This is a genomic window from Mucilaginibacter phyllosphaerae (assembly GCF_004378255.1).
Taxonomy (GTDB): domain Bacteria; phylum Bacteroidota; class Bacteroidia; order Sphingobacteriales; family Sphingobacteriaceae; genus Mucilaginibacter; species Mucilaginibacter phyllosphaerae.
In genome coordinates, this window is sequence record NZ_SNQG01000001.1 from 375,402 (window position 1) to 392,831 (window position 17,430).

Annotated in this window: 16 protein-coding genes; 8 read left to right on the forward strand and 8 right to left on the reverse strand. The window is 44.3% G+C overall.

Translation table 11 applies throughout. The features are described 5' to 3' along the window. Nucleotides 1–33 precede the first annotated feature (33 nt). From E2R65_RS01440 to fabF, 3 genes are all read right to left on the reverse strand, one after another. Nucleotides 34–888: a pirin family protein gene (locus E2R65_RS01440; protein ID WP_134334693.1), complete on the reverse strand. Its 855-nt coding sequence runs from the start codon at nucleotides 886–888 to the stop codon at nucleotides 34–36. Nucleotides 889–1,046: 158 nt separating this feature from the next. After that, nucleotides 1,047–1,628: a Crp/Fnr family transcriptional regulator gene (locus tag E2R65_RS01445; protein WP_134334694.1), complete on the reverse strand. Its 582-nt coding sequence runs from the start codon at nucleotides 1,626–1,628 to the stop codon at nucleotides 1,047–1,049. A gap of 41 nt (nucleotides 1,629–1,669) precedes the next feature. Continuing rightward, nucleotides 1,670–2,908, reverse strand: a complete 1,239-nt coding sequence (fabF, locus tag E2R65_RS01450; protein ID WP_134334695.1) for a beta-ketoacyl-ACP synthase II — start codon at nucleotides 2,906–2,908, stop codon at nucleotides 1,670–1,672. A gap of 178 nt (nucleotides 2,909–3,086) precedes the next feature. On the opposite strand from fabF, the gene E2R65_RS01455 reads away from it, so the two are divergent. Continuing rightward, nucleotides 3,087–3,344, forward strand: coding sequence for a hypothetical protein (locus E2R65_RS01455; protein ID WP_134334696.1), 258 nt, complete (start codon nucleotides 3,087–3,089; stop codon nucleotides 3,342–3,344). A gap of 43 nt (nucleotides 3,345–3,387) precedes the next feature. Continuing rightward, the gene (locus E2R65_RS01460) at nucleotides 3,388–4,176 is read left to right on the forward strand and encodes an NIPSNAP family protein (protein ID WP_134334697.1); all 789 of its coding nucleotides are present in this window, start codon (nucleotides 3,388–3,390) and stop codon (nucleotides 4,174–4,176) included. Between the two features lie 9 nt (nucleotides 4,177–4,185). Here E2R65_RS01460 and E2R65_RS01465 read toward each other — a convergent pair whose 3' ends face one another. Then, nucleotides 4,186–4,869, reverse strand: a complete 684-nt coding sequence (locus E2R65_RS01465) for a GNAT family N-acetyltransferase (RefSeq protein WP_134334698.1) — start codon at nucleotides 4,867–4,869, stop codon at nucleotides 4,186–4,188. A 200-nt stretch (nucleotides 4,870–5,069) separates the two neighbouring features. On the opposite strand from E2R65_RS01465, the gene E2R65_RS01470 reads away from it, so the two are divergent. Both E2R65_RS01470 and E2R65_RS01475 read left to right on the forward strand, forming a co-directional pair. Next, nucleotides 5,070–6,890, forward strand: a complete 1,821-nt coding sequence (locus E2R65_RS01470; RefSeq protein ID WP_134334699.1) for a sensor histidine kinase — start codon at nucleotides 5,070–5,072, stop codon at nucleotides 6,888–6,890. Nucleotides 6,891–7,111: 221 nt separating this feature from the next. Continuing rightward, the gene (locus E2R65_RS01475) at nucleotides 7,112–8,038 is read left to right on the forward strand and encodes a heme-binding protein (protein WP_134334700.1); all 927 of its coding nucleotides are present in this window, start codon (nucleotides 7,112–7,114) and stop codon (nucleotides 8,036–8,038) included. A 51-nt stretch (nucleotides 8,039–8,089) separates the two neighbouring features. On the opposite strand, the gene E2R65_RS01480 is transcribed toward E2R65_RS01475, so the two are convergent. Continuing rightward, the gene (locus tag E2R65_RS01480; protein ID WP_229704591.1) at nucleotides 8,090–10,288 is read right to left on the reverse strand and encodes an alpha-galactosidase; all 2,199 of its coding nucleotides are present in this window, start codon (nucleotides 10,286–10,288) and stop codon (nucleotides 8,090–8,092) included. A 236-nt stretch (nucleotides 10,289–10,524) separates the two neighbouring features. On the opposite strand from E2R65_RS01480, the gene idi reads away from it, so the two are divergent. The 4 genes from idi (at nucleotide 10,525) to E2R65_RS01500 (ending at nucleotide 14,085) form a co-directional block, all read left to right on the forward strand. Continuing rightward, complete coding sequence (gene idi, locus E2R65_RS01485; protein WP_229704592.1) at nucleotides 10,525–11,064, forward strand: isopentenyl-diphosphate Delta-isomerase; 540 nt, start codon at nucleotides 10,525–10,527, stop codon at nucleotides 11,062–11,064. A 5-nt stretch (nucleotides 11,065–11,069) separates the two neighbouring features. Continuing rightward, nucleotides 11,070–11,708, forward strand: coding sequence for a flavin reductase family protein (locus E2R65_RS01490; protein WP_134334701.1), 639 nt, complete (start codon nucleotides 11,070–11,072; stop codon nucleotides 11,706–11,708). A gap of 118 nt (nucleotides 11,709–11,826) precedes the next feature. Then, nucleotides 11,827–12,507: a MarR family winged helix-turn-helix transcriptional regulator gene (locus tag E2R65_RS01495; protein ID WP_134334702.1), complete on the forward strand. Its 681-nt coding sequence runs from the start codon at nucleotides 11,827–11,829 to the stop codon at nucleotides 12,505–12,507. A gap of 84 nt (nucleotides 12,508–12,591) precedes the next feature. Continuing rightward, nucleotides 12,592–14,085, forward strand: coding sequence for a TPM domain-containing protein (locus tag E2R65_RS01500; RefSeq protein WP_134334703.1), 1,494 nt, complete (start codon nucleotides 12,592–12,594; stop codon nucleotides 14,083–14,085). A 24-nt stretch (nucleotides 14,086–14,109) separates the two neighbouring features. Here E2R65_RS01500 and E2R65_RS01505 read toward each other — a convergent pair whose 3' ends face one another. The 3 genes from E2R65_RS01505 to E2R65_RS01515 form a co-directional block, all read right to left on the reverse strand. Further along, a complete protein-coding gene (locus tag E2R65_RS01505; protein ID WP_134334704.1) occupies nucleotides 14,110–14,667 on the reverse strand; it encodes a lipocalin family protein in 558 nt (185 codons plus the stop codon). Between the two features lie 47 nt (nucleotides 14,668–14,714). Then, nucleotides 14,715–15,740 (reverse strand): LLM class flavin-dependent oxidoreductase, encoded by a 1,026-nt coding sequence (locus E2R65_RS01510; RefSeq protein ID WP_134334705.1) that lies wholly within the window; start codon nucleotides 15,738–15,740, stop codon nucleotides 14,715–14,717. 144 nt (nucleotides 15,741–15,884) lie between these two features. Continuing rightward, nucleotides 15,885–17,429: an FG-GAP repeat domain-containing protein gene (locus E2R65_RS01515; RefSeq protein WP_134334706.1), complete on the reverse strand. Its 1,545-nt coding sequence runs from the start codon at nucleotides 17,427–17,429 to the stop codon at nucleotides 15,885–15,887. Between the last annotated feature and the right edge of the window lies 1 nt (nucleotide 17,430).

The window sequence follows — 17,430 nt, forward strand, 5'->3', positions numbered from 1 at the left end:
ATGTATGTTTTTATAGGTTATTATTTTATTCTATTAAAATTTAAGTGTGCCGAATAAACCTTTCTTATAATCTGCTATAGCCTCGTCGGTTTCCTGGGCGGTGTTCATTACAAAATTATCTTTAGCAGCAACCGGCTCATCAATAGGCTCCGCGCTCAGAAACAATATCTGGGCATCTTCATCCGCAGTCAGTACTATCTCTTCGTTATCTTTTTCAAAAACAATAAGGTTATACCTATCTACCGTTTCCTGGTTTACGGTAACGCTGCCTTTGGCAATGTAAAGCAAGGTCCAGTAGCCGGGGGTGGCTGTAAATTGTATCTGCCTGCATTTTTCAACTTCGCCTATAATGCTTATTACCGGAGTAATACTTTTTAAAGGCCCTGTTTGGCCATCATAAGTACCACTTGCTAACCTTAGGTTTACACCATCCTGCTGCATTACATTTGGCTGCTGCACCCGGGTAGCTGATTGATAAGCTGGCTCGTCCCATTTATTTGCTTTGGGTACATTGATCCATAGCTGTATCAACTCTTGCATGCCGCTGCTTTTTAACAATGCGGCAGTTGGGCCTTCGCTGTGTAAAATGCCTTTGCCTGCAAACATCCACTGTACATCACCAGCTTTAATGGTGCCGCTATGGCCTGCGCTGTCTTTATGATAACCCTCGCCCTGCAACTGAAAAGTAACCGGTGAAAAACCACGGTGGGGATGCGGGTGGATCCTTAACTCCTGCCCCGGCGTTATTTCTTTTGGCCCCATGTGGTGCAGCACAATAAAGGGGTTGGCGAATCTGAAATCCATATGTGGCAGGGGCTGCCTTACACTTTCGTGTTTGGTTATTTGCTTTTCGCGCCCTGCAAGTATGTGTTGGATCTTCTTTTTCATATCTCCCTGATTTGATATAACAAAGATAGCCCGTACACAAGCGCGGCCCAATAACATAGGTTAAGAGCAATACTTATGGCAGGTTAAGTAAAAAACTTAATGTAGATTAAGAGAAAGGCGTAAGCGACTGACTATGTAGCTATTAAATAGATGAATCGTTACTTAACGATCTGCGTATTCAGCATCTTACTTAAAAATTCGGGCGTAACACCTATATAAGATGCCACCTGTTTTTGCGGCAGGGTTTTAATAAGGGACGGATACAGCTGGCAGAAATTTGCATACCGCTCCATGGCAGAAAATATGGCATTATCTATTTGCCGGTGCTGAAATGTAGCGATAGCATTTTGCCCTATAATACGGTTAAAACGTTCAAAACCGGGTATTGTAAGGTTTAATTCCTCAAAGTCGGGCTTATTAAAAAACAGGTACTCGCTGTCTTCAATAGCATCAATATTAAGCCGGGCAGGCTCTGCTGTTACGTAGCTGCGCATATCAACTATCCACCAGCCTGCGGGCGCAAACTGCAGTACATGCTCGGTACCGTTTTTATCAACCGCATAACTGCGCAGGCAGCCAGAGGTCACAAAAACTATTCTCGAGCTGATGTCTCCCTCCTCTAATATAAACTGCTTGCGTTTAGCTTTTTTATGTTGTACAACAGATAACAGGTGCGCTTGCTCACTCTCGTCAAGCGTTACGTATTTAGCAATACTGTTAAGCAAAAGGCTGTTATCCATCGGTAACTTAAAATACAAATATGTTATAAAATGCAGTGCAATTATACCCTTTTAAACAGCGCTATACCGTTATGGCCGCCAAAGCCAAAGGTGTTACTTAAAGCCACATCCACTTTTTTGTAGATGGCTTCCTTAATAACAATATGCAAATTGGCAGGCACTTCCGGGTCAATAGTGTGTGTGTTGATAGTAGGCGGAATAATGCCATCTGTGATAGCTTTTACAGCGATGATAGATTCAATAGCGCCTGCTGCACCCAACAAATGCCCTGTCATTGATTTGGTAGCGCTGATGGATAGGTTTTGGTTATTACCAAACACCGCATTAATGGCTTTTGATTCGCTTAGGTCGCCAACCGGGGTTGAAGTAGCATGTGCATTCACATAATTTACATCTTCGGCATTCAGGCCGGCATCATGCAGGGCAAATTTCATCCCTTGTATAGCGCCTTTTCCTTCGGGATGGGTAGCCGTAATATGATAGGCATCAGATGTCATGGCGGCGCCGGCAACTTCGGCATATATTTTTGCGCCGCGGGCCACGGCATGTTCATACTCTTCTAAAACCAAAACACCGGCACCTTCACCCATTACAAAGCCATCACGCTCTACATCAAACGGGCGCGAAGCCTCATGCGGGGCGTGGTTACGGGTTGATAATGCCTTTAAAGCGTTGTAACCGCCTATAGACCCTTCGCTTATCGGCGCATCAGAGCCGCCGGTAATAATAATTTTGGCTTTACCCCAGCGGATATAATTAAGGGCATCCATTAAGGCCGTATTTGCAGATGCACAGGCAGATACCGCCGAAAAATTGATCCCCATAAAACCATATTTGATAGAAACCAGGCCCGATGCCATGTTCACCAGCGTTTTGGGGATAAAGAAGGGATTAAAATGAGGCACAAAGGAATTGGCAGCATAATCCCTTACCTGCTGCTCAAAGGTTTCGAAACCGCCCTGGGCAGATCCTAAGATCACGCCTACATCAAAAGGCGACATTTTATCCAGCTCGAAGCCGGAATCTTCTATAGCTTCTTTAGCAGCAACCATGGCGTACTGGCTATACAGGTCGCTGCGTTTTATTTCATTCCGATCCAGGTGATCGGCCATTTTAAAATCCTTCACCTCGGCGGCAAAATGTGTTTTAAAATGCTCGGCGTTAAAACGGGTTATATTGGCGGCGTTGCTGCGGCCGTTTACAATATTTGTCCAAAAACTTTTCAGATCGTTCCCGGCAGGCGATACAACCCCCATGCCTGTTATAACAACTCTTTTCATGCTTAATATCACTGCTAAAAACCGGCCAATTTTTTAACCATCAGGCGGGTGCAATTGTGGGCGCAAATGTAACTGAATATGGCATTAAAAACGCAATTGATGCGTAAACTTTTGCTTGTATTTAATGCTATGCCTATAAAATTGATAAATTTGCCCTCAATTTATAACAAAACTTAAAATGCAAGACCCATTTGACGTATTGGTGAATGGAATATTTTATTCTGTTTTCCCCGAAGAAGATAACGTTTATACCATATTTAAGGCAGGTAACGAATTTGGCAAGATAGAAAAAGACACCGATAATGTTTGGCTTAAACTAAACCCCGAAACCGAAATACCCATGTTTGATCACGATGCCGAAGTGGATGCCATTGGACAGGCTATTACCAACTATGTACCTGATGAAGAGGATGAGGAAGACGAAGAATTTGAATAGGATAACATCATAATTTATATATTAGCCTACCAATTTAACTATAATGAAAAGACGCTCATTTGTAAAAGGATCATTAATAGGCAGTGTTGCTGCCGCTGCCACCCCTATTGTTACGATGGCAAAGCCCCGTACAGCAAATACCGAATACTATGAATTAAGGGTTTACATCTTTAAGAATGAACAGCAACAAAAAACAACCGAAGATTTTTTTAGGGATATTTTTATACCAACTGTTAAAAAGCAGCTAAACGAACCCGTGGGCGTGTTTAAAGAACTTGCACCTAACGGCCAAACTAAGTTATACGTGCTTCTTCCTTACAGTGCATACGAGCGTTACGCCGGTTTAGCTGATTATTTAGAAAGTGATAAAGAATATTGGGCCAAAGGTGCCGCATTCCTTAACGCACCTGCTAACAACCCTGCATTTGAGCAATTGAACACTTCATTATTGCGCGCCTTTAAGCACATGCCGGTTAAAGCGCTGCCTGCAAAAGAAAAACGCGTGTTTGAATTACGCCAATATAAAAGCGCTACCGAAGCCGCCGGGAAAAAGAAAATTGAAATGTTTAATGATAAAGGAGAGGTAGATATATTTAAACGCCTTGGCTTTAAACCCGTATTTTTTGCCGAAACGATTTTTGGCGACGACAGGCCGAACTTAACCTACATGGTTACCTTTAAGGATATGGACGATAAAGCTGCGCATTGGAAAGCCTTTGGCAGCGACCCGGAATGGAAAAAGATAAGCGCCGTACCAGAGTATGCCGATGCCTTGCTGGTATCTAAAATAACATCAACCATGCTGGTGCCCACCGCTTATTCGGCTATATAATATTGATTTTTATTTAGGGATATTGCATACGTAACCCAGCATTTGCTGATGATTTTTAAAGCCTGCGCGCTCGTACACGCGTATGGCCGAATGGTTGTCTGCAAGCACATGCAGGAATGGGATGTTACCGTCATTCATAATGCGTCTTATCTGTTCGTTCAACAGCGCGGCGGCATAGCCTTTGCCCAGATGATCGGGATGGGTGCACACGGCGCTGATCTCGATATAAGGCGAAGGCTGCATACGCTGCCCTGCCATCGCTACCAGTTTATCATCTGTAAAGATGCCGGTATAATTACCAAACTCGATAGTACGATCTAAAAACGGCCCTGGAACGGTAAGTTGTGTTAACGCAAGCATTTCGGGCACGTGGCTATCATCCAGATCAATAATTTGCTGCCGGGTATCATTTGCCGGTACGGGGCCTTCATATATCATCTGTTTCATCTCAAAGCTCCTAAGAATCTGCCAGGATTGCGGAAACTTAATCTTTTGCGGGCTAAAAAGCACATATACGCCGCTTTCTGCTATCAGCTGTTCAAGCACAGCAAAATCTGCTTCGTCCAAATTTTTCAACCCGGCAAAAGGTGCCACATCCCGGCGGAAATGACTTACGCTGCCCTGCGCTACCGAAAGTTTCTGGCTGCCCGATATAAGGGCGTTATATATAGGGTTATCAAGTACGTGTGGCATATAGATGAATAGCCTGCAAACTTAAAATATAGCCGCAAATTAGCGGCATTTAAAGGTAAATTTTGCCGGATAATATTTGATTTTGCTGTTTTAATTAATCCTATCTTTAGCTAAATTAATTCCTGTCTTCTTTTGTATTTCTGCTGCAGTTACTGTAGTCATAATTTCAATACCGATCTGATCTTAATTAAGCTGATATAATGACTAACATACCACCGCCAGTAGGAAACATCATACAAACTGATACTTTAAAACCGGCAGATGATATTAACGGTAATGCCACAGCATTGAATAACCGGCACCTGCTAAAAATAGCAGAACTTGAAGCAGAACTGGCAAAAACACAAGCAGATCTTAACGCACTATCTGACGAGCAGGAAGCTATTTACCAGGAACTGCAAAGCGCCAACCTGGAACTTTTAGCCAGTAACGATGAAAAGCAGATCATCAACGAGGAACTGGAAACTTCTAAAGAAGAACTGCAAAGCATCAATGAGGAGATCATGTCTATCAACGAGGCTTTAAGTGACCGTAATGACGAATTAACTTACGCCAGAACATTTACCGACGGCATCATCAACACCATTGGCGACCCGCTGATCATCCTTGACGAAAACCTGCGCGTAAAACAGGCTACCAGCGGCTTCTATAAAAAATTTAAAGTTAATGAGGCCGAAACAGAAGGCCGCTATATTTATGACCTGGGTAACCAGCAATGGGATATACCGGCACTGCGTACCATGCTGGAGAGCATACTGCCCCAGCAAAAGGTGGTGCTTAACTACGAAGTAACCCATGTTTTCCCAACCATTGGCCGGAAGATAATGAACCTGAACGCCCGCCAGCTGGAAAAGATGAACGGCGAGCTGCTTATTCTTTTAGCCGTGATTGACATTACCGACAAACGCAAGATTGAAGAAGGGCTGGCAGAAGTAGAGAAGCTTTTTGCAGAAAGTAAGGAGCGTTTAAAACTTGCCGTTGTTGCCGCCGGGTTAGGCACCTGGGATTATAATACACTCACCGGCGAACTGATTTGTGACCTCCGCTGTAAAGAAATGTTTAGCCTTTCGGCAGCGGATAGCATTACCTATACCCAGTTTATTAACCTGATACATGTTGAGGACAGGCAAAAGGTTGACAGAGCGCTTAAACGCGCTTTAAGTGGTTTAGATAAAGGCGAATACGATCAGGAATTTCGTACCGCAGAAACGCAGAGCAAAAAAGTTAAATGGCTTAAATTTAAGGGCAAGGCTTATTTTGATGATTTGGGTGAGGCGTATCGTTTTGTGGGCACATCGCTGGATATTACTGTTCAAAAAATGCTGGATGATGCAACTATAGAACTGCTGAAGCAAAAAGACGATTTTATGAGTATTGCCAGCCATGAATTAAAAACACCCATTACAAGCCTTAACGCTTCGCTACAACTGCTGGATAAGATGAAGGCCGACCATGGCACACCCATGGTGACCAAACTTGTTGCCATGGCCAATAAAAGCATGCAAAGAGTAAGCACACTGATTGAGGACCTGCTGAACGTTAGTAAACTAAACCAAGGGCAATTACATCTCGAAAAAACAATTTTTTCTATCGATGAACTGATCAGCGGATGCTGTAACCATGTACGTGTGCAGGGAAATTATGAAATTAAAACAAGCGGACTCAAAAATCTGCAGGTTTATGCCGATGAAGGCCGGATAGATCAGATACTGGTTAACCTGGTTAATAACGCAGTTAAGTATGCACCGCTCTCTAAACAGATCATCATCCATGTTGAAAAAGCAGATGCAATGGTTAAAATATCGGTTATTGATAAAGGGCCTGGTATTGCGCCGGAGATGATCCCCCATTTGTTTGACAGGTATTACCGGGTTGATAAAAGCGGCACACAGTACTCCGGCCTGGGTTTAGGGCTATACATCTGTGCCGAGATCATCAAAAAACTGGGCGGCCAAATTGGGGTAGACAGCGAATTGGGTAAAGGTAGCAGCTTTTGGTTTACCTTACCATCGGCCAAATAAGCTCGTTACTTAAACAACATCTATTACAGCACGCCGCATCACTGTGTATCATTTTCACCCAATTGTATTTTGGTATTATATGGTTTGATAGCCGCCATCTGCCAATAGTATTTATAAAGCTGTTTTAAGGCTATTAATGCATTAATAAAGGGTAAAAATAGCTTATTGGCCATGTTTAATTACTTGTAATTTAGTAGGGTAAAAACCTAAACCTTATTACAATGCTAAAAGACAATTCAACTAACTTACCTAAGGGCTTTGTACGCTTAGGCGGTTCGGAAACAGAAATAGCCAGCAAACTTGGCCCGCTTGCCGGCCTTGCAGGTACCTGGCGCGGTAACCTGGGCTGGAACATGATAGCCGTACCATCAAACACCGGTACCGTTAAAGGCTTTAAACTGCTGATTCAAAATTATTCTGAAACCATCACCTTTACCCCTATCAGCGCACCTGTGCCAAACCGTGGCGGCGAGCAAATGCAATCTATCACCGGTTTAATGTATGACCTTACCATAACCGATAATGCTACCGAAGGTATTTTACACCTGGAGAATGGCATGTGGTTATATATGGCTGATGTGCAGAAACAACCTGATAAAGGCCAGGACCCTTTTAAGGCGGCAGCCGCCGCACCCGATCATTTTTACACCATTGTACGCCAGGCAAGCATCCCGCACGGCGATGTGGTTGTTGCCCTGGGCGATGCGGCAACATCTAACGGCATGCCGGCAATACCTCCGGTTCAGGGCCATCCGATAGATTTTGGCACCCCGCCTAATCTTGGTTATCTGGACCAATATACACATACCGGCTTCCCTTTAAATCAGTTTAACACGCAAGACCCCAACGCCTCTTTACGCAATGCTATTGCAGGCCAAAACATTGGCAACGTAACGGTAATATCTGTTGATACCCAGGTTACAGGCGGTGCTATCGTAAATATCCCTTTTGTACAGCAAACGGTAGACCCTACAAGGTTTGTATCTACTTACTGGATAGAAGATGTTACCCTGGCCGATGGTACGCAATTTAAACAGCTGCAATACTCGCAGCAGGCCGATCTGAATTTTATACCCAAGTTTCCGCCCCAAAAGTCAGGTACCATCATGTGGCCGCACATTAACGTAAATACCTTAAGGAAGCAATAATAAAGCTTGTAAAAACCAAAAGGGGATGCGTTACGCATCCCCTTTTGGTTTTTAATTCATGGCATCAAGCTGCATTACCACACTGGTGTGGTACGCGCTGATCTGGGGGTTGATGCCTACGTTCATCAAAAAATCGCCCGTGTAAACCAGGTTGTTATCCACCACCGGTTTGCTGCCGGGATAAAGATTGATCTCTTTAACCGAATACTTTTTCTGCGCATCGAGCCCCTTGAAGCGGATGGGAACTTTGGTACCCGCCCCATAACGGTTGTTAACCAAATAATTAAACACCACCGCTTTTGACCGGGCATCATTAACATACATCAGCGATGCTGCATCGTTAGTCCACGGGTTTTGCAGCCGGTACTGGTCGCCATGCCAGATCACATCTTTAACGCCGTCATAATTTGTTAAGGCCTGCCGGCAAAAGGCCAGTTCTTTTTCGCTCAGTTTGCTCACCACAATATCAAACCCTATTTTACCCATCATGGCAACATCCACCCTGAATTTTATAGGCTGCCTGCCCCAGTCTGTAACATGGTTTGAACTTGCAATAGCCGGGAAAAAGTAAGAGTACTCCCACTGTATAAAGATTCTTTCCAGCGGGTCGGTGTTATCGCTCGGCCAGTACTCTGTAAAATACTTCAGCGCGCCATAATCTACCCGGCCCCCACCGCCAGAGCATAGCATCAGCGGCACTTTTGGATATTTGGCACGTACACGATCTAAAACCTTATATAAGCCACGCACATAATCGGTGTACAGGTGCGATTGATCTTTTTTAAGATACTGCGAATGCGCATTATAAATAACGGCGTTACAATCCCATTTTATATAAGCCAGATCCGGGTTTTTAGTGAACAGGTTATCAACCACGCCAAACACAAAATCCTGCACTTTGGGGTTGGTAAGATCAAGCACCAGCTGATTACGGAAATATTTTTCGGGGCGGCCGCTTTCTTTAATTATCCAATCCGGGTGTGTTTTGTACAGATCGCTGGCCGGGTTAACCATCTCGGGTTCTATCCAGATCCCAAACTTAACCCCGTTGGCCTGTGCCTCTTTCACCAACCAACCGATGCCGTTAGGCAGTTTCAGTTTATTCTCCTGCCAGTCGCCCAGGCCTGCGTTATCGGCATTGCGTGGATGGCTGTTGCCAAACCAGCCGTCGTCCAGCAAAAACAAATCTGTACCCAGCTTTTTAGTATCCTTTAGCAGCTGCGCCAGTTTGGTTTCATTAAAATCAAAATAGGTAGCCTCCCAGTTGTTGAGCAGGGTTAACCTTTGCCCTTCGCCGTCAACAAGTTTATACTTACGCGCCCAGCGGTGCATATTGCGGCTGGCATCGCCGGTACCCCGGCTGCTGTAAGTATAAACTAAAGCAGGCGTTACAAACTCCTGCCCCGGCTTTAAATGATACTCGGCAGCCGCATTGTTGATGCCGGCGATAAGCCTGAGGTAGTTTGAAGGCTCGGGGCTCAATTCAAAATCTTCCCTAAAATTACCCGACCATTCCATTGCGCCCAGCAGCACTTTACCCTCGTCCTCGGTAGCAGGTTTATCCATCGATACCGTAAACATAGATGGCTGGTACAGGTTGGCACGCGTACCCAGTTTGCTATCGATAGTTTTAATGCCGTGGGTAAGCTTACTTTCTTCGGGCCGCATTTCTAAAGCCCAGTTGCCATGGTATTGCTTCAGCCAAAAACCATCTGCCTTAAGATTAAGGTTGGCAGATGCGAACTTGTTTAACGTTACCACCCCTTTCTCGTTATGGATAATTACCGACCATTGTTCGGTAACATCTTCCTTAAAAAAGGTTTTGTAGCAAAGTTTTACCTCAAACGGATAAGCGGGATCTTTTAAGATCACGGTAAGCAGGGAAACGTTATCATCAATCTTACTAACGTTGTGGCTGATGTAATGCAGATCGAGCGATTTACTGCCATCGGCATGGGTAACTGTAATGGCGGGCTCGGCCAGGTTAGCGCTGCCCGATGGTGTGTAAGCGTCATCCAGCACCCCCGAATCATCGTTCGGGTTATACATTTTTGCTATCTGTGCATATTCTTGGGCATCATTCAGTTTGGCGCCAAAGTACACCATCTTTAAATTTTTTTGCGCATCTGTTTGCAGCACCAGTGCATTGTGCTGTGTTTCTACCGGGATGGTCACGATCTGTGCCTTAACAAACAGGCCGGCCGCTACCAGGCAAATGGTTAGCAACCTGGTGAGGTATGTTTTTTTCAATTTAGTAGGCTTAAAGGATTATCAGGCTAAACCGCAAGGCGTTTAGTAAATTATTTGCAAAGTAATTATTTCTGTTCAGCATCTGCAACTGTGTTTTATCAATCTGTATACAGAAGCAATTTAATAATACGATATTATATTAATTATTAAATTTTAGAATATTATTGTATTATTTAGATGTCTAACCTATCTTTGAAAACCTTACCTATGATTGACAACCCTTTAACAAAACAGTTTTGAAAGAAAGTGTAATGCTGGTTAATACCGGCGGACAAATAACCGGCACTATGGATAAAATGGCCGTGCATCGCACCGGGGCGCTGCATCTGGCTTTTTCAATTTTTATATTTAATAGCAAAGGGCAACTGCTGCTGCAGCAACGTGCATTTAATAAATATCACTCTGGCGGCTTGTGGACCAACACCTGCTGTAGCCACCCTAAGTTAGGAGAAAACACTACCGCCGCCGCCCATCGCAGGCTGCAGGAAGAAATGGGCATGGCCTGCCAGCTTAAGGAAGTATTTAACTTTACCTATCGCCATGAATTTGAGAACGGCCTTATCGAACATGAATTTGACCGGGTGTTTATGGGTTACAGCGATGAGCAACCTGTGCCCAACCCACAGGAAGTTGCCGCCTGCAGGTATATAGACACGGCTACCCTGGCAAATGATATTGCAGCACAGCCGGAAATTTATACCCCCTGGCTAAGGATCTGCATTGGCAGGGTGCTGGAGCAGTATCAAAAAGAGCGCAAAACATTACAGGAACTATAACAAAGATGATAAAGTTTAACAGCGAAGACATCAGCGCGATGGAAAAATTCTATCGTATCAACGTTATCAATAGCCTGGCAGGTTACAAGGCATTACACTTGGCAGGCACGGCTAACCGGCAGGGTGTATCCAACCTGTGCCTGGTAAGTTCCGTATTCCACCTGGGGGCCAATCCGCCCCTTATAGGCATGGTAATGCGGCCGCAAAGAGCGCATAACGATACACTGCGCAACATTCAGTCTACCGGGCATTATACCCTTAACAATGTTTTGCCGGAATGGTATATGCAGGCACACCAAACCAGTGCAAGCTATGCCGCAGGCGAATCTGAATTTGACCTGTGCGGCTTTGAAAGATCATACACCGACGGCTTTAACGCGCCATTTGTAGCACAATCAACCATCAGGATAGGGCTTGAACTGCAGCAGGCCATCGATATAGAGATAAACGGTACAACCATAGTAATAGGGAAAATTGTTTACATACTGGCCGATGAGGATTTAATTGCCCCGGATGGCTTTGTAGACCCCGTAAAAGCTCAAACGATGACGGTAGCAGGGCTGGACAGTTATTACCTGCCGCAGCCTGTTGGCAGGCTGGCTTACGCAAAACCAGGCGTACCATCCGCGGAATTAACTGTTTAAAATAAATATTGATTGCCCGGCAAATGCTTATTAACAGCCTTAACAGCAAACAAGGTATAATCCGGTAAAAGTATTTAATTTTGAAGAACAGCGGCACAAGCATTAAGCCTTACAGATCATGAAATCATACCAGCTCATCCATCAGTTAATAAGCCTTGTTGAAAAACTTGAGGAAGAGAAAAATGAGAATGAACTATCGCTGAACGATTTTGCCGGTTACCTGCTTACACAGATAACCCAAACCACAGATGCCAACGCTGCAAACGACACCCGCTTCGGCGGGCAGGAAACCCCTTCGCATGATATTGCCTATCAGTTGGATAACAGTATAGGCAGGCTGTTTATTTACATGAGTCGTTACGCCAAATCATACATCAAAAAAGCATTGGAAGGTACCCCGCTGCAAACTGCCGAAGACTTTACCGGCCTTGCTATTTTGCTTACGCATGATAATTTATCAAAAAGCGAACTGATCAATTATAATCTGCAGGAAAAAACATCGGGTACAGAGGTGATCAGGCGTTTGATCGCTGCCGGCCTGGTAAAACAATGGGATAACCAAAAAGATAAGCGCGGCAAACAGATTGCGATTACAGATACAGGCAGGGAATTACTCTACAACGTTTTTACAGATATGAGCCATGTAGGTAAAATGATAACCGGTAATTTAACTGCATCCGAAAAATTTATGCTGCACTACCTGCTTCAAAAGCTGGAAGATTTTCATTATGACGTGCACCGCAATAAAACCATAGAGACCAAGGCCGACCTGCAGGCATTCCATAAAGAACCACAATGATAGCTTACCGCGGCATTTTGATTTGCCCCCCTGCAAACAAATGATTTGTTTAAACCGTTGCCACTACAACCAAACCTGGTGGTAATGAATAAAAATATCCTGCTGCTACCTTTTTTCCTGATCCTTTTATGGCCGGCGCAATTTTGTTTAGCGCAAAAAAACTACACTTTAAGCCAGATACCCGATCCTAAAATAAACGGCAACGGCTATGTAAGCAACCCCGATGAGGTTTTAAGCCTTACAGATGTTGAACTGCTTAACCAAACCATTGCACAGTTGGATGATACAACCAAAGTGCAGATAGCCGTTGTAGTGGTACGCAATTTTGACGAGCATGCCGAAGTGTTTGATTTTGCCCTGCAGCTATTTCGCAAATGGGGTATAGGCAAGGCCAACGCCAATAATGGTTTACTGCTTTTTGTAGCGACCGACCGGCGCGAGTACCGCTTTATAACCGGCTATGGCTTAGAGGGTTTGCTGCCGGATGTTACCTTGCAAAAAATAGGCGACAAGTTTTTGCTGCCTGCATTTAAACAAGCTGCTTACGGCGAAGGCATAACCAATGCGCTAAATACCATTGCCGAATATTTAGCACAAAAAAGCAACAAAAAAGAGCTTAACCAATTGCTGGATAAACGGGCACCCAGTTCAGAATCGGGCGCGGAAATTATCGGGATCTGTGCGCTTATTATTTTTGCCGGCGCAGCTGTGTTTCAAACCAGCAAAAAATACATGAAGCCCAAAGGCGCCAAAAAAACAAAAGTAAAAGCTAATAGCTATGATAAAGTAACCACTGTTGGATGCGTCGCTATTTTTATTATCCTGTTTGGCCTCGCATTTATCATCATTTTTATTGCAGGGCTTGATTGGGTTAAAACAATTTCCGCAGGTGCTATACCCTATATATTGTATAGTATAGTTGCAATACTTGTGCTTTTTAGATATTACAGCGTATTAAGTGATATCCGGGGGTTTTATAAAGATGATGAGAACCTGAGTGACGCCGTACAAAGGTTTAACCGGGTTGCCTGGTTATACACCATCGTATCGCCTTTAATGCTGATAGCGGTACTGATAGAAGTTATCCGCCGAAAAAGCATCATGAAGCGTTTTAAACCACTAACTGATACTAAAGGGCAACCCATGGCCAGGATAAACCGTGATGAAAACAGGGAAGGGAAGCCCTATATTTCTGCAGGGCAGCTTGCCGAAGAAAATGCAGGTGCCTATATGTATGATATCTGGGTGAGCGCCGACGGTAAAGAAACCAAGTTGATAACCAACGAAGGGAGCGCATTTGGCAGTTTTGATGAATGCCCGCGCTGCAAATTCAAAACCTTTTGCAAACCTAAAACAATTACAATATCTGCAGCCACTTATACCAAAGAAGGATCGGGTAAGGAAATACGCCGGTGCGAAAATTGCCAGTACGAAGAACTTATAAAAATGGTAGTATTGCCTATGCGTACCAAAAGTGCAGGATCATCAACCTCCGGCGGTAGCAGCAGTTCTTCTTCCGGTAGCAGTAGCTGGGGAGGCGGCAGCAGCGGTGGCGGCGGCGCCGGCGGCAAATGGTAATTGCCGGTCATCTTGTAAACCATTTTACCTGCCGTGCTTCGTCCAGATGAGCTTATTGGTGTTGTAACCGATAGACCGGGCTTTTGCCAGGTAGGCGCGTTTAATATTATCGGGGATACTTGTTGTTCTGGAAAGGATCCACAGATAATCGAGGTTGTTACCTGCCACCAATGCATACTGGTAATCCCGATCGATAGCAACCACATTATAACCCGCATAGAATGGCCCAAAGAAAGATACCTTTAGCCTGCCGGTGGTATCATCTTTTACAAATTTTGCTTTGCCAACGCTTTCCTTCCATTTGCCGCTTTTGTAATCGCGCCCGCGGTTAACCACCTCTATGGTACCGTCTTGTTTAGCAAAATAGCTGGCGGTAACGTTATCCAGCCCTTTTTCAAATTTAAAATCAAAGCGGGCAAGCTCGTACCACTTTCCCAAATACCGGGTTTTATCAAAAGGGCTTACGGCATTTGCACCTTTTGGGATAGATACGCATGAATTTAAGGCGATAGCAGTAATTGCTACACCCGCACCAACTGCCAGAGCCAATTGCAGGCGGGATAGTTTATAATGGTTATTCATACTTTATCAACAGCAATTACAGCCGCATGGTTTGCCGTTACAGGCTTTTACAAAGCTTTTTTAAGCGTCGGCATCACTTTGGTGCCTATCAATTCTATAGAACTCATTAGCTGAGTGTGCGTTAAGCCGGCATTATCCATCTGGAAGGTAAACCGGTCTACCCCACCTAATGCTTCGCTATGCCTTAACAGCTTTTCGGCAACCTGCTGCGGCCCGCCAACTACCAGTACGCCCTTCGGGGCAATCAGCGAATCGAACTGTGGCCTGGTTACCGGTGGCCAGCCCCGCTCCCGCCCCAGTTTTGTCCATAGTTCGGCATAACCGGGGTAATAATCTGCCACAGCCTGTTCATCAGTTGCAGCTACATAACCGGGCGAATGTAAACCTACTTTTAACTCTTCGGGTGCAAAACCGGCCCTTTTGCCTGCCTCGCGGTAAAGATCTATCAACGGGCGAAAACGATGCGTTTCGCCGCCTATAATGGCAACCATCAATGGTAAACCTAAAGCACCTGCCCTGGCGAACGACTCGGGCGTGCCGCCTACGCCCAACCAAACCGGTAATTTTTTTTGCAACGAACGCGGGTAAACCGGCTGGTTAGATAAAGGCGCCCTGAATTTACCACTCCAGGTTACAAATTCATTATCCCTGATGGTTAGCAGCAGATCGAGCTTCTCTTTAAACAGCGCATCGTAATCATTTAAATCAAACCCAAACAGCGGGTAAGCTTCAATAGACGAGCCGCGGCCCACCACCATCTCTGCCCGGCCTTTAGAAACCAGATCAAGCGTGGCAAAGTTTTGGTATGCCCTAACCGGGTCGGCAGCGCTTAAAACGGTAACTGCACTGGTTAAACGGATGCGGGTAGTTTTAGCAGCGGCAGCGGCCAGGATAACATGCGGCGCCGAATCTAAAAACTCTTTTTTATGATGCTCGCCTATCCCGAATACATCCAGCCCTGCCTTGTCGGCAAATTCAATCCTATCCAGCAATTGTGCCATAGCATCCACGCTGCTCAGGGCATTATTGGTACCATACATTGCCGAAGCAAAGCTGTCTACGCCTATTTCCATTATTAATTTTCCGTTTGGTGTTAACCAAAGTTCTGCATTTTAACCGATTTATCTATCTTAAAACAAAAAAGATGTTTAAACATTTACTTTTGGCAGACAAGATTGTCTTACCAGTAAACTTGTCGTAACCTATTAAAGGCAAAGCTATTTTTTTAATGTATTTAGATAGATGGTTAAGCCGTAGGGTGCAGATTTCCACTTCTTATCCAGTTCGGGCGGTACGGCTTCGGGGCTTTGCGTAAAATTACCGGCTATTATATCCATATCACCATCGCCGTCTATATCTGCTTTTTCAAGGGTCAGGCTTTTTAGCGGGATACCGCCTTTAAGGTTAAAAGGCTTAAAAGTATATTGAGCACTATTGGTGTTTTCTAAATAAACGAAAGACTCGTCTACCAGTGCACCCATATCCGGAAAAAAGGAACTTGCCGCCAGGTCGATGTCCCCGTCCTGGTCAAAGTCTTCGGCCAACACCCTTGTTACACCATATATGGGATAGAAAAATTTTTGAACGTAAGTACCGTTTCCCTGGTTTATATTTAACCTTATGCCGTGGTAGGGTTTTAAAATATCAGAGTAGTCTGCATTATCGCCATGCACGGTTATTATATCGGTCAGCCCATCGTGGTTATAATCGGTCAGTACCATATCTGTAGTACCATAGTTAGGCGGAAAACGTAAAACCTGTTTGCCTTTAAACTTTAGGTTTTCTGTTTGATAAAATATGTAAACACTCTCATCCCCCTGCGAAAACATGGCAATGATGTCTTTTTTACCATCGCCGTTCATATCCTGCACATAACACTTAATGGCCCCTGCCTGCCGAAGCAGCACATCCTTTTTGTATTTTAAGCCAGTTGCTTTTTTAAAGAGCGATAAGGCCCCTGTCTTATTACCAAATTCGCATACCACCATCTCGGGCACGCCATCGTTATTCAAATCATCTATAACGGTGTTTACTGGCCTGTGCAGAGATGCAACAACATTTGCAGCATCGCTTTTTGTTATCGCGCCTGTGCTTAGTTCTGTTGGGTACAACTTTCCTATTTGGGTAAAGTAAGTTTCATTCTTATAAAAACTAAAATTAACAACAGGGCTTTTGGTTGGTATAACATCAATAACGCCAATATGCGGCTGCCAGGTTAAAACCCTGTTATTGTAGTTTCCTATCCATAATTTTTTTGAACGGCTATCGTACTTTAAACCTGTTATTAATGATGGTAACTGTTCATCAACCTGCACATCCATCCTTTCAAACTGGGTTAGTTTACCATTCCTGGTTAAGCGTTTAGTATCTGTTGCAACAGAATCCGGCGCATTTTTTATGATATAGTTTTGTAACAGGTTCCATTGTTTATCTGATAGCAAAGGCTGATCAGGGATGATACCATTGCGTTTAACTATTTCACGCTCATCAGCTGATAAACCTGCTAAAGGGTCGTAATTAGGAAATATGATGCCCATTCTGCTTGCCATTACCGGCAATACATGCATTTTCCAGATGGTTTTTGTTAAGCTTCCCGGGTTAGGCAGCATATGGCAAATGGCACAGTAAGTTGTAAAAAGCGCCTTTCCGTCGTCTTTGATCTTAATACTTTTTTGAACAGTAAAAGAATTAAAGCCAATTAAGGCAACAACTATAAATAGGGATGCAAGTGTTAATTTTTTCAATTTGATCTTCACTTGCATC

Bases quoted from the DNA above. Each gene is read 5' to 3' on its own strand.
- E2R65_RS01440 (WP_134334693.1), bottom strand. From the start codon at position 888: ATGAAAAAGAAGATCCAACACATACTTGCAGGGCGCGAAAAGCAAATA.
- E2R65_RS01445 (WP_134334694.1), bottom strand. From the start codon at position 1,628: ATGGATAACAGCCTTTTGCTTAACAGTATTGCTAAATACGTAACGCTT.
- fabF (WP_134334695.1), bottom strand. From the start codon at position 2,908: ATGAAAAGAGTTGTTATAACAGGCATGGGGGTTGTATCGCCTGCCGGG.
- E2R65_RS01455 (WP_134334696.1), top strand. From the start codon at position 3,087: ATGCAAGACCCATTTGACGTATTGGTGAATGGAATATTTTATTCTGTT.
- E2R65_RS01460 (WP_134334697.1), top strand. From the start codon at position 3,388: ATGAAAAGACGCTCATTTGTAAAAGGATCATTAATAGGCAGTGTTGCT.
- E2R65_RS01465 (WP_134334698.1), bottom strand. From the start codon at position 4,869: ATGCCACACGTACTTGATAACCCTATATATAACGCCCTTATATCGGGC.
- E2R65_RS01470 (WP_134334699.1), top strand. From the start codon at position 5,070: ATGACTAACATACCACCGCCAGTAGGAAACATCATACAAACTGATACT.
- E2R65_RS01475 (WP_134334700.1), top strand. From the start codon at position 7,112: ATGCTAAAAGACAATTCAACTAACTTACCTAAGGGCTTTGTACGCTTA.
- E2R65_RS01490 (WP_134334701.1), top strand. From the start codon at position 11,070: ATGATAAAGTTTAACAGCGAAGACATCAGCGCGATGGAAAAATTCTAT.
- E2R65_RS01495 (WP_134334702.1), top strand. From the start codon at position 11,827: ATGAAATCATACCAGCTCATCCATCAGTTAATAAGCCTTGTTGAAAAA.
- E2R65_RS01500 (WP_134334703.1), top strand. From the start codon at position 12,592: ATGAATAAAAATATCCTGCTGCTACCTTTTTTCCTGATCCTTTTATGG.
- E2R65_RS01505 (WP_134334704.1), bottom strand. From the start codon at position 14,667: ATGAATAACCATTATAAACTATCCCGCCTGCAATTGGCTCTGGCAGTT.
- E2R65_RS01510 (WP_134334705.1), bottom strand. From the start codon at position 15,740: ATGGAAATAGGCGTAGACAGCTTTGCTTCGGCAATGTATGGTACCAAT.
- E2R65_RS01515 (WP_134334706.1), bottom strand. From the start codon at position 17,429: ATGCAAGTGAAGATCAAATTGAAAAAATTAACACTTGCATCCCTATTT.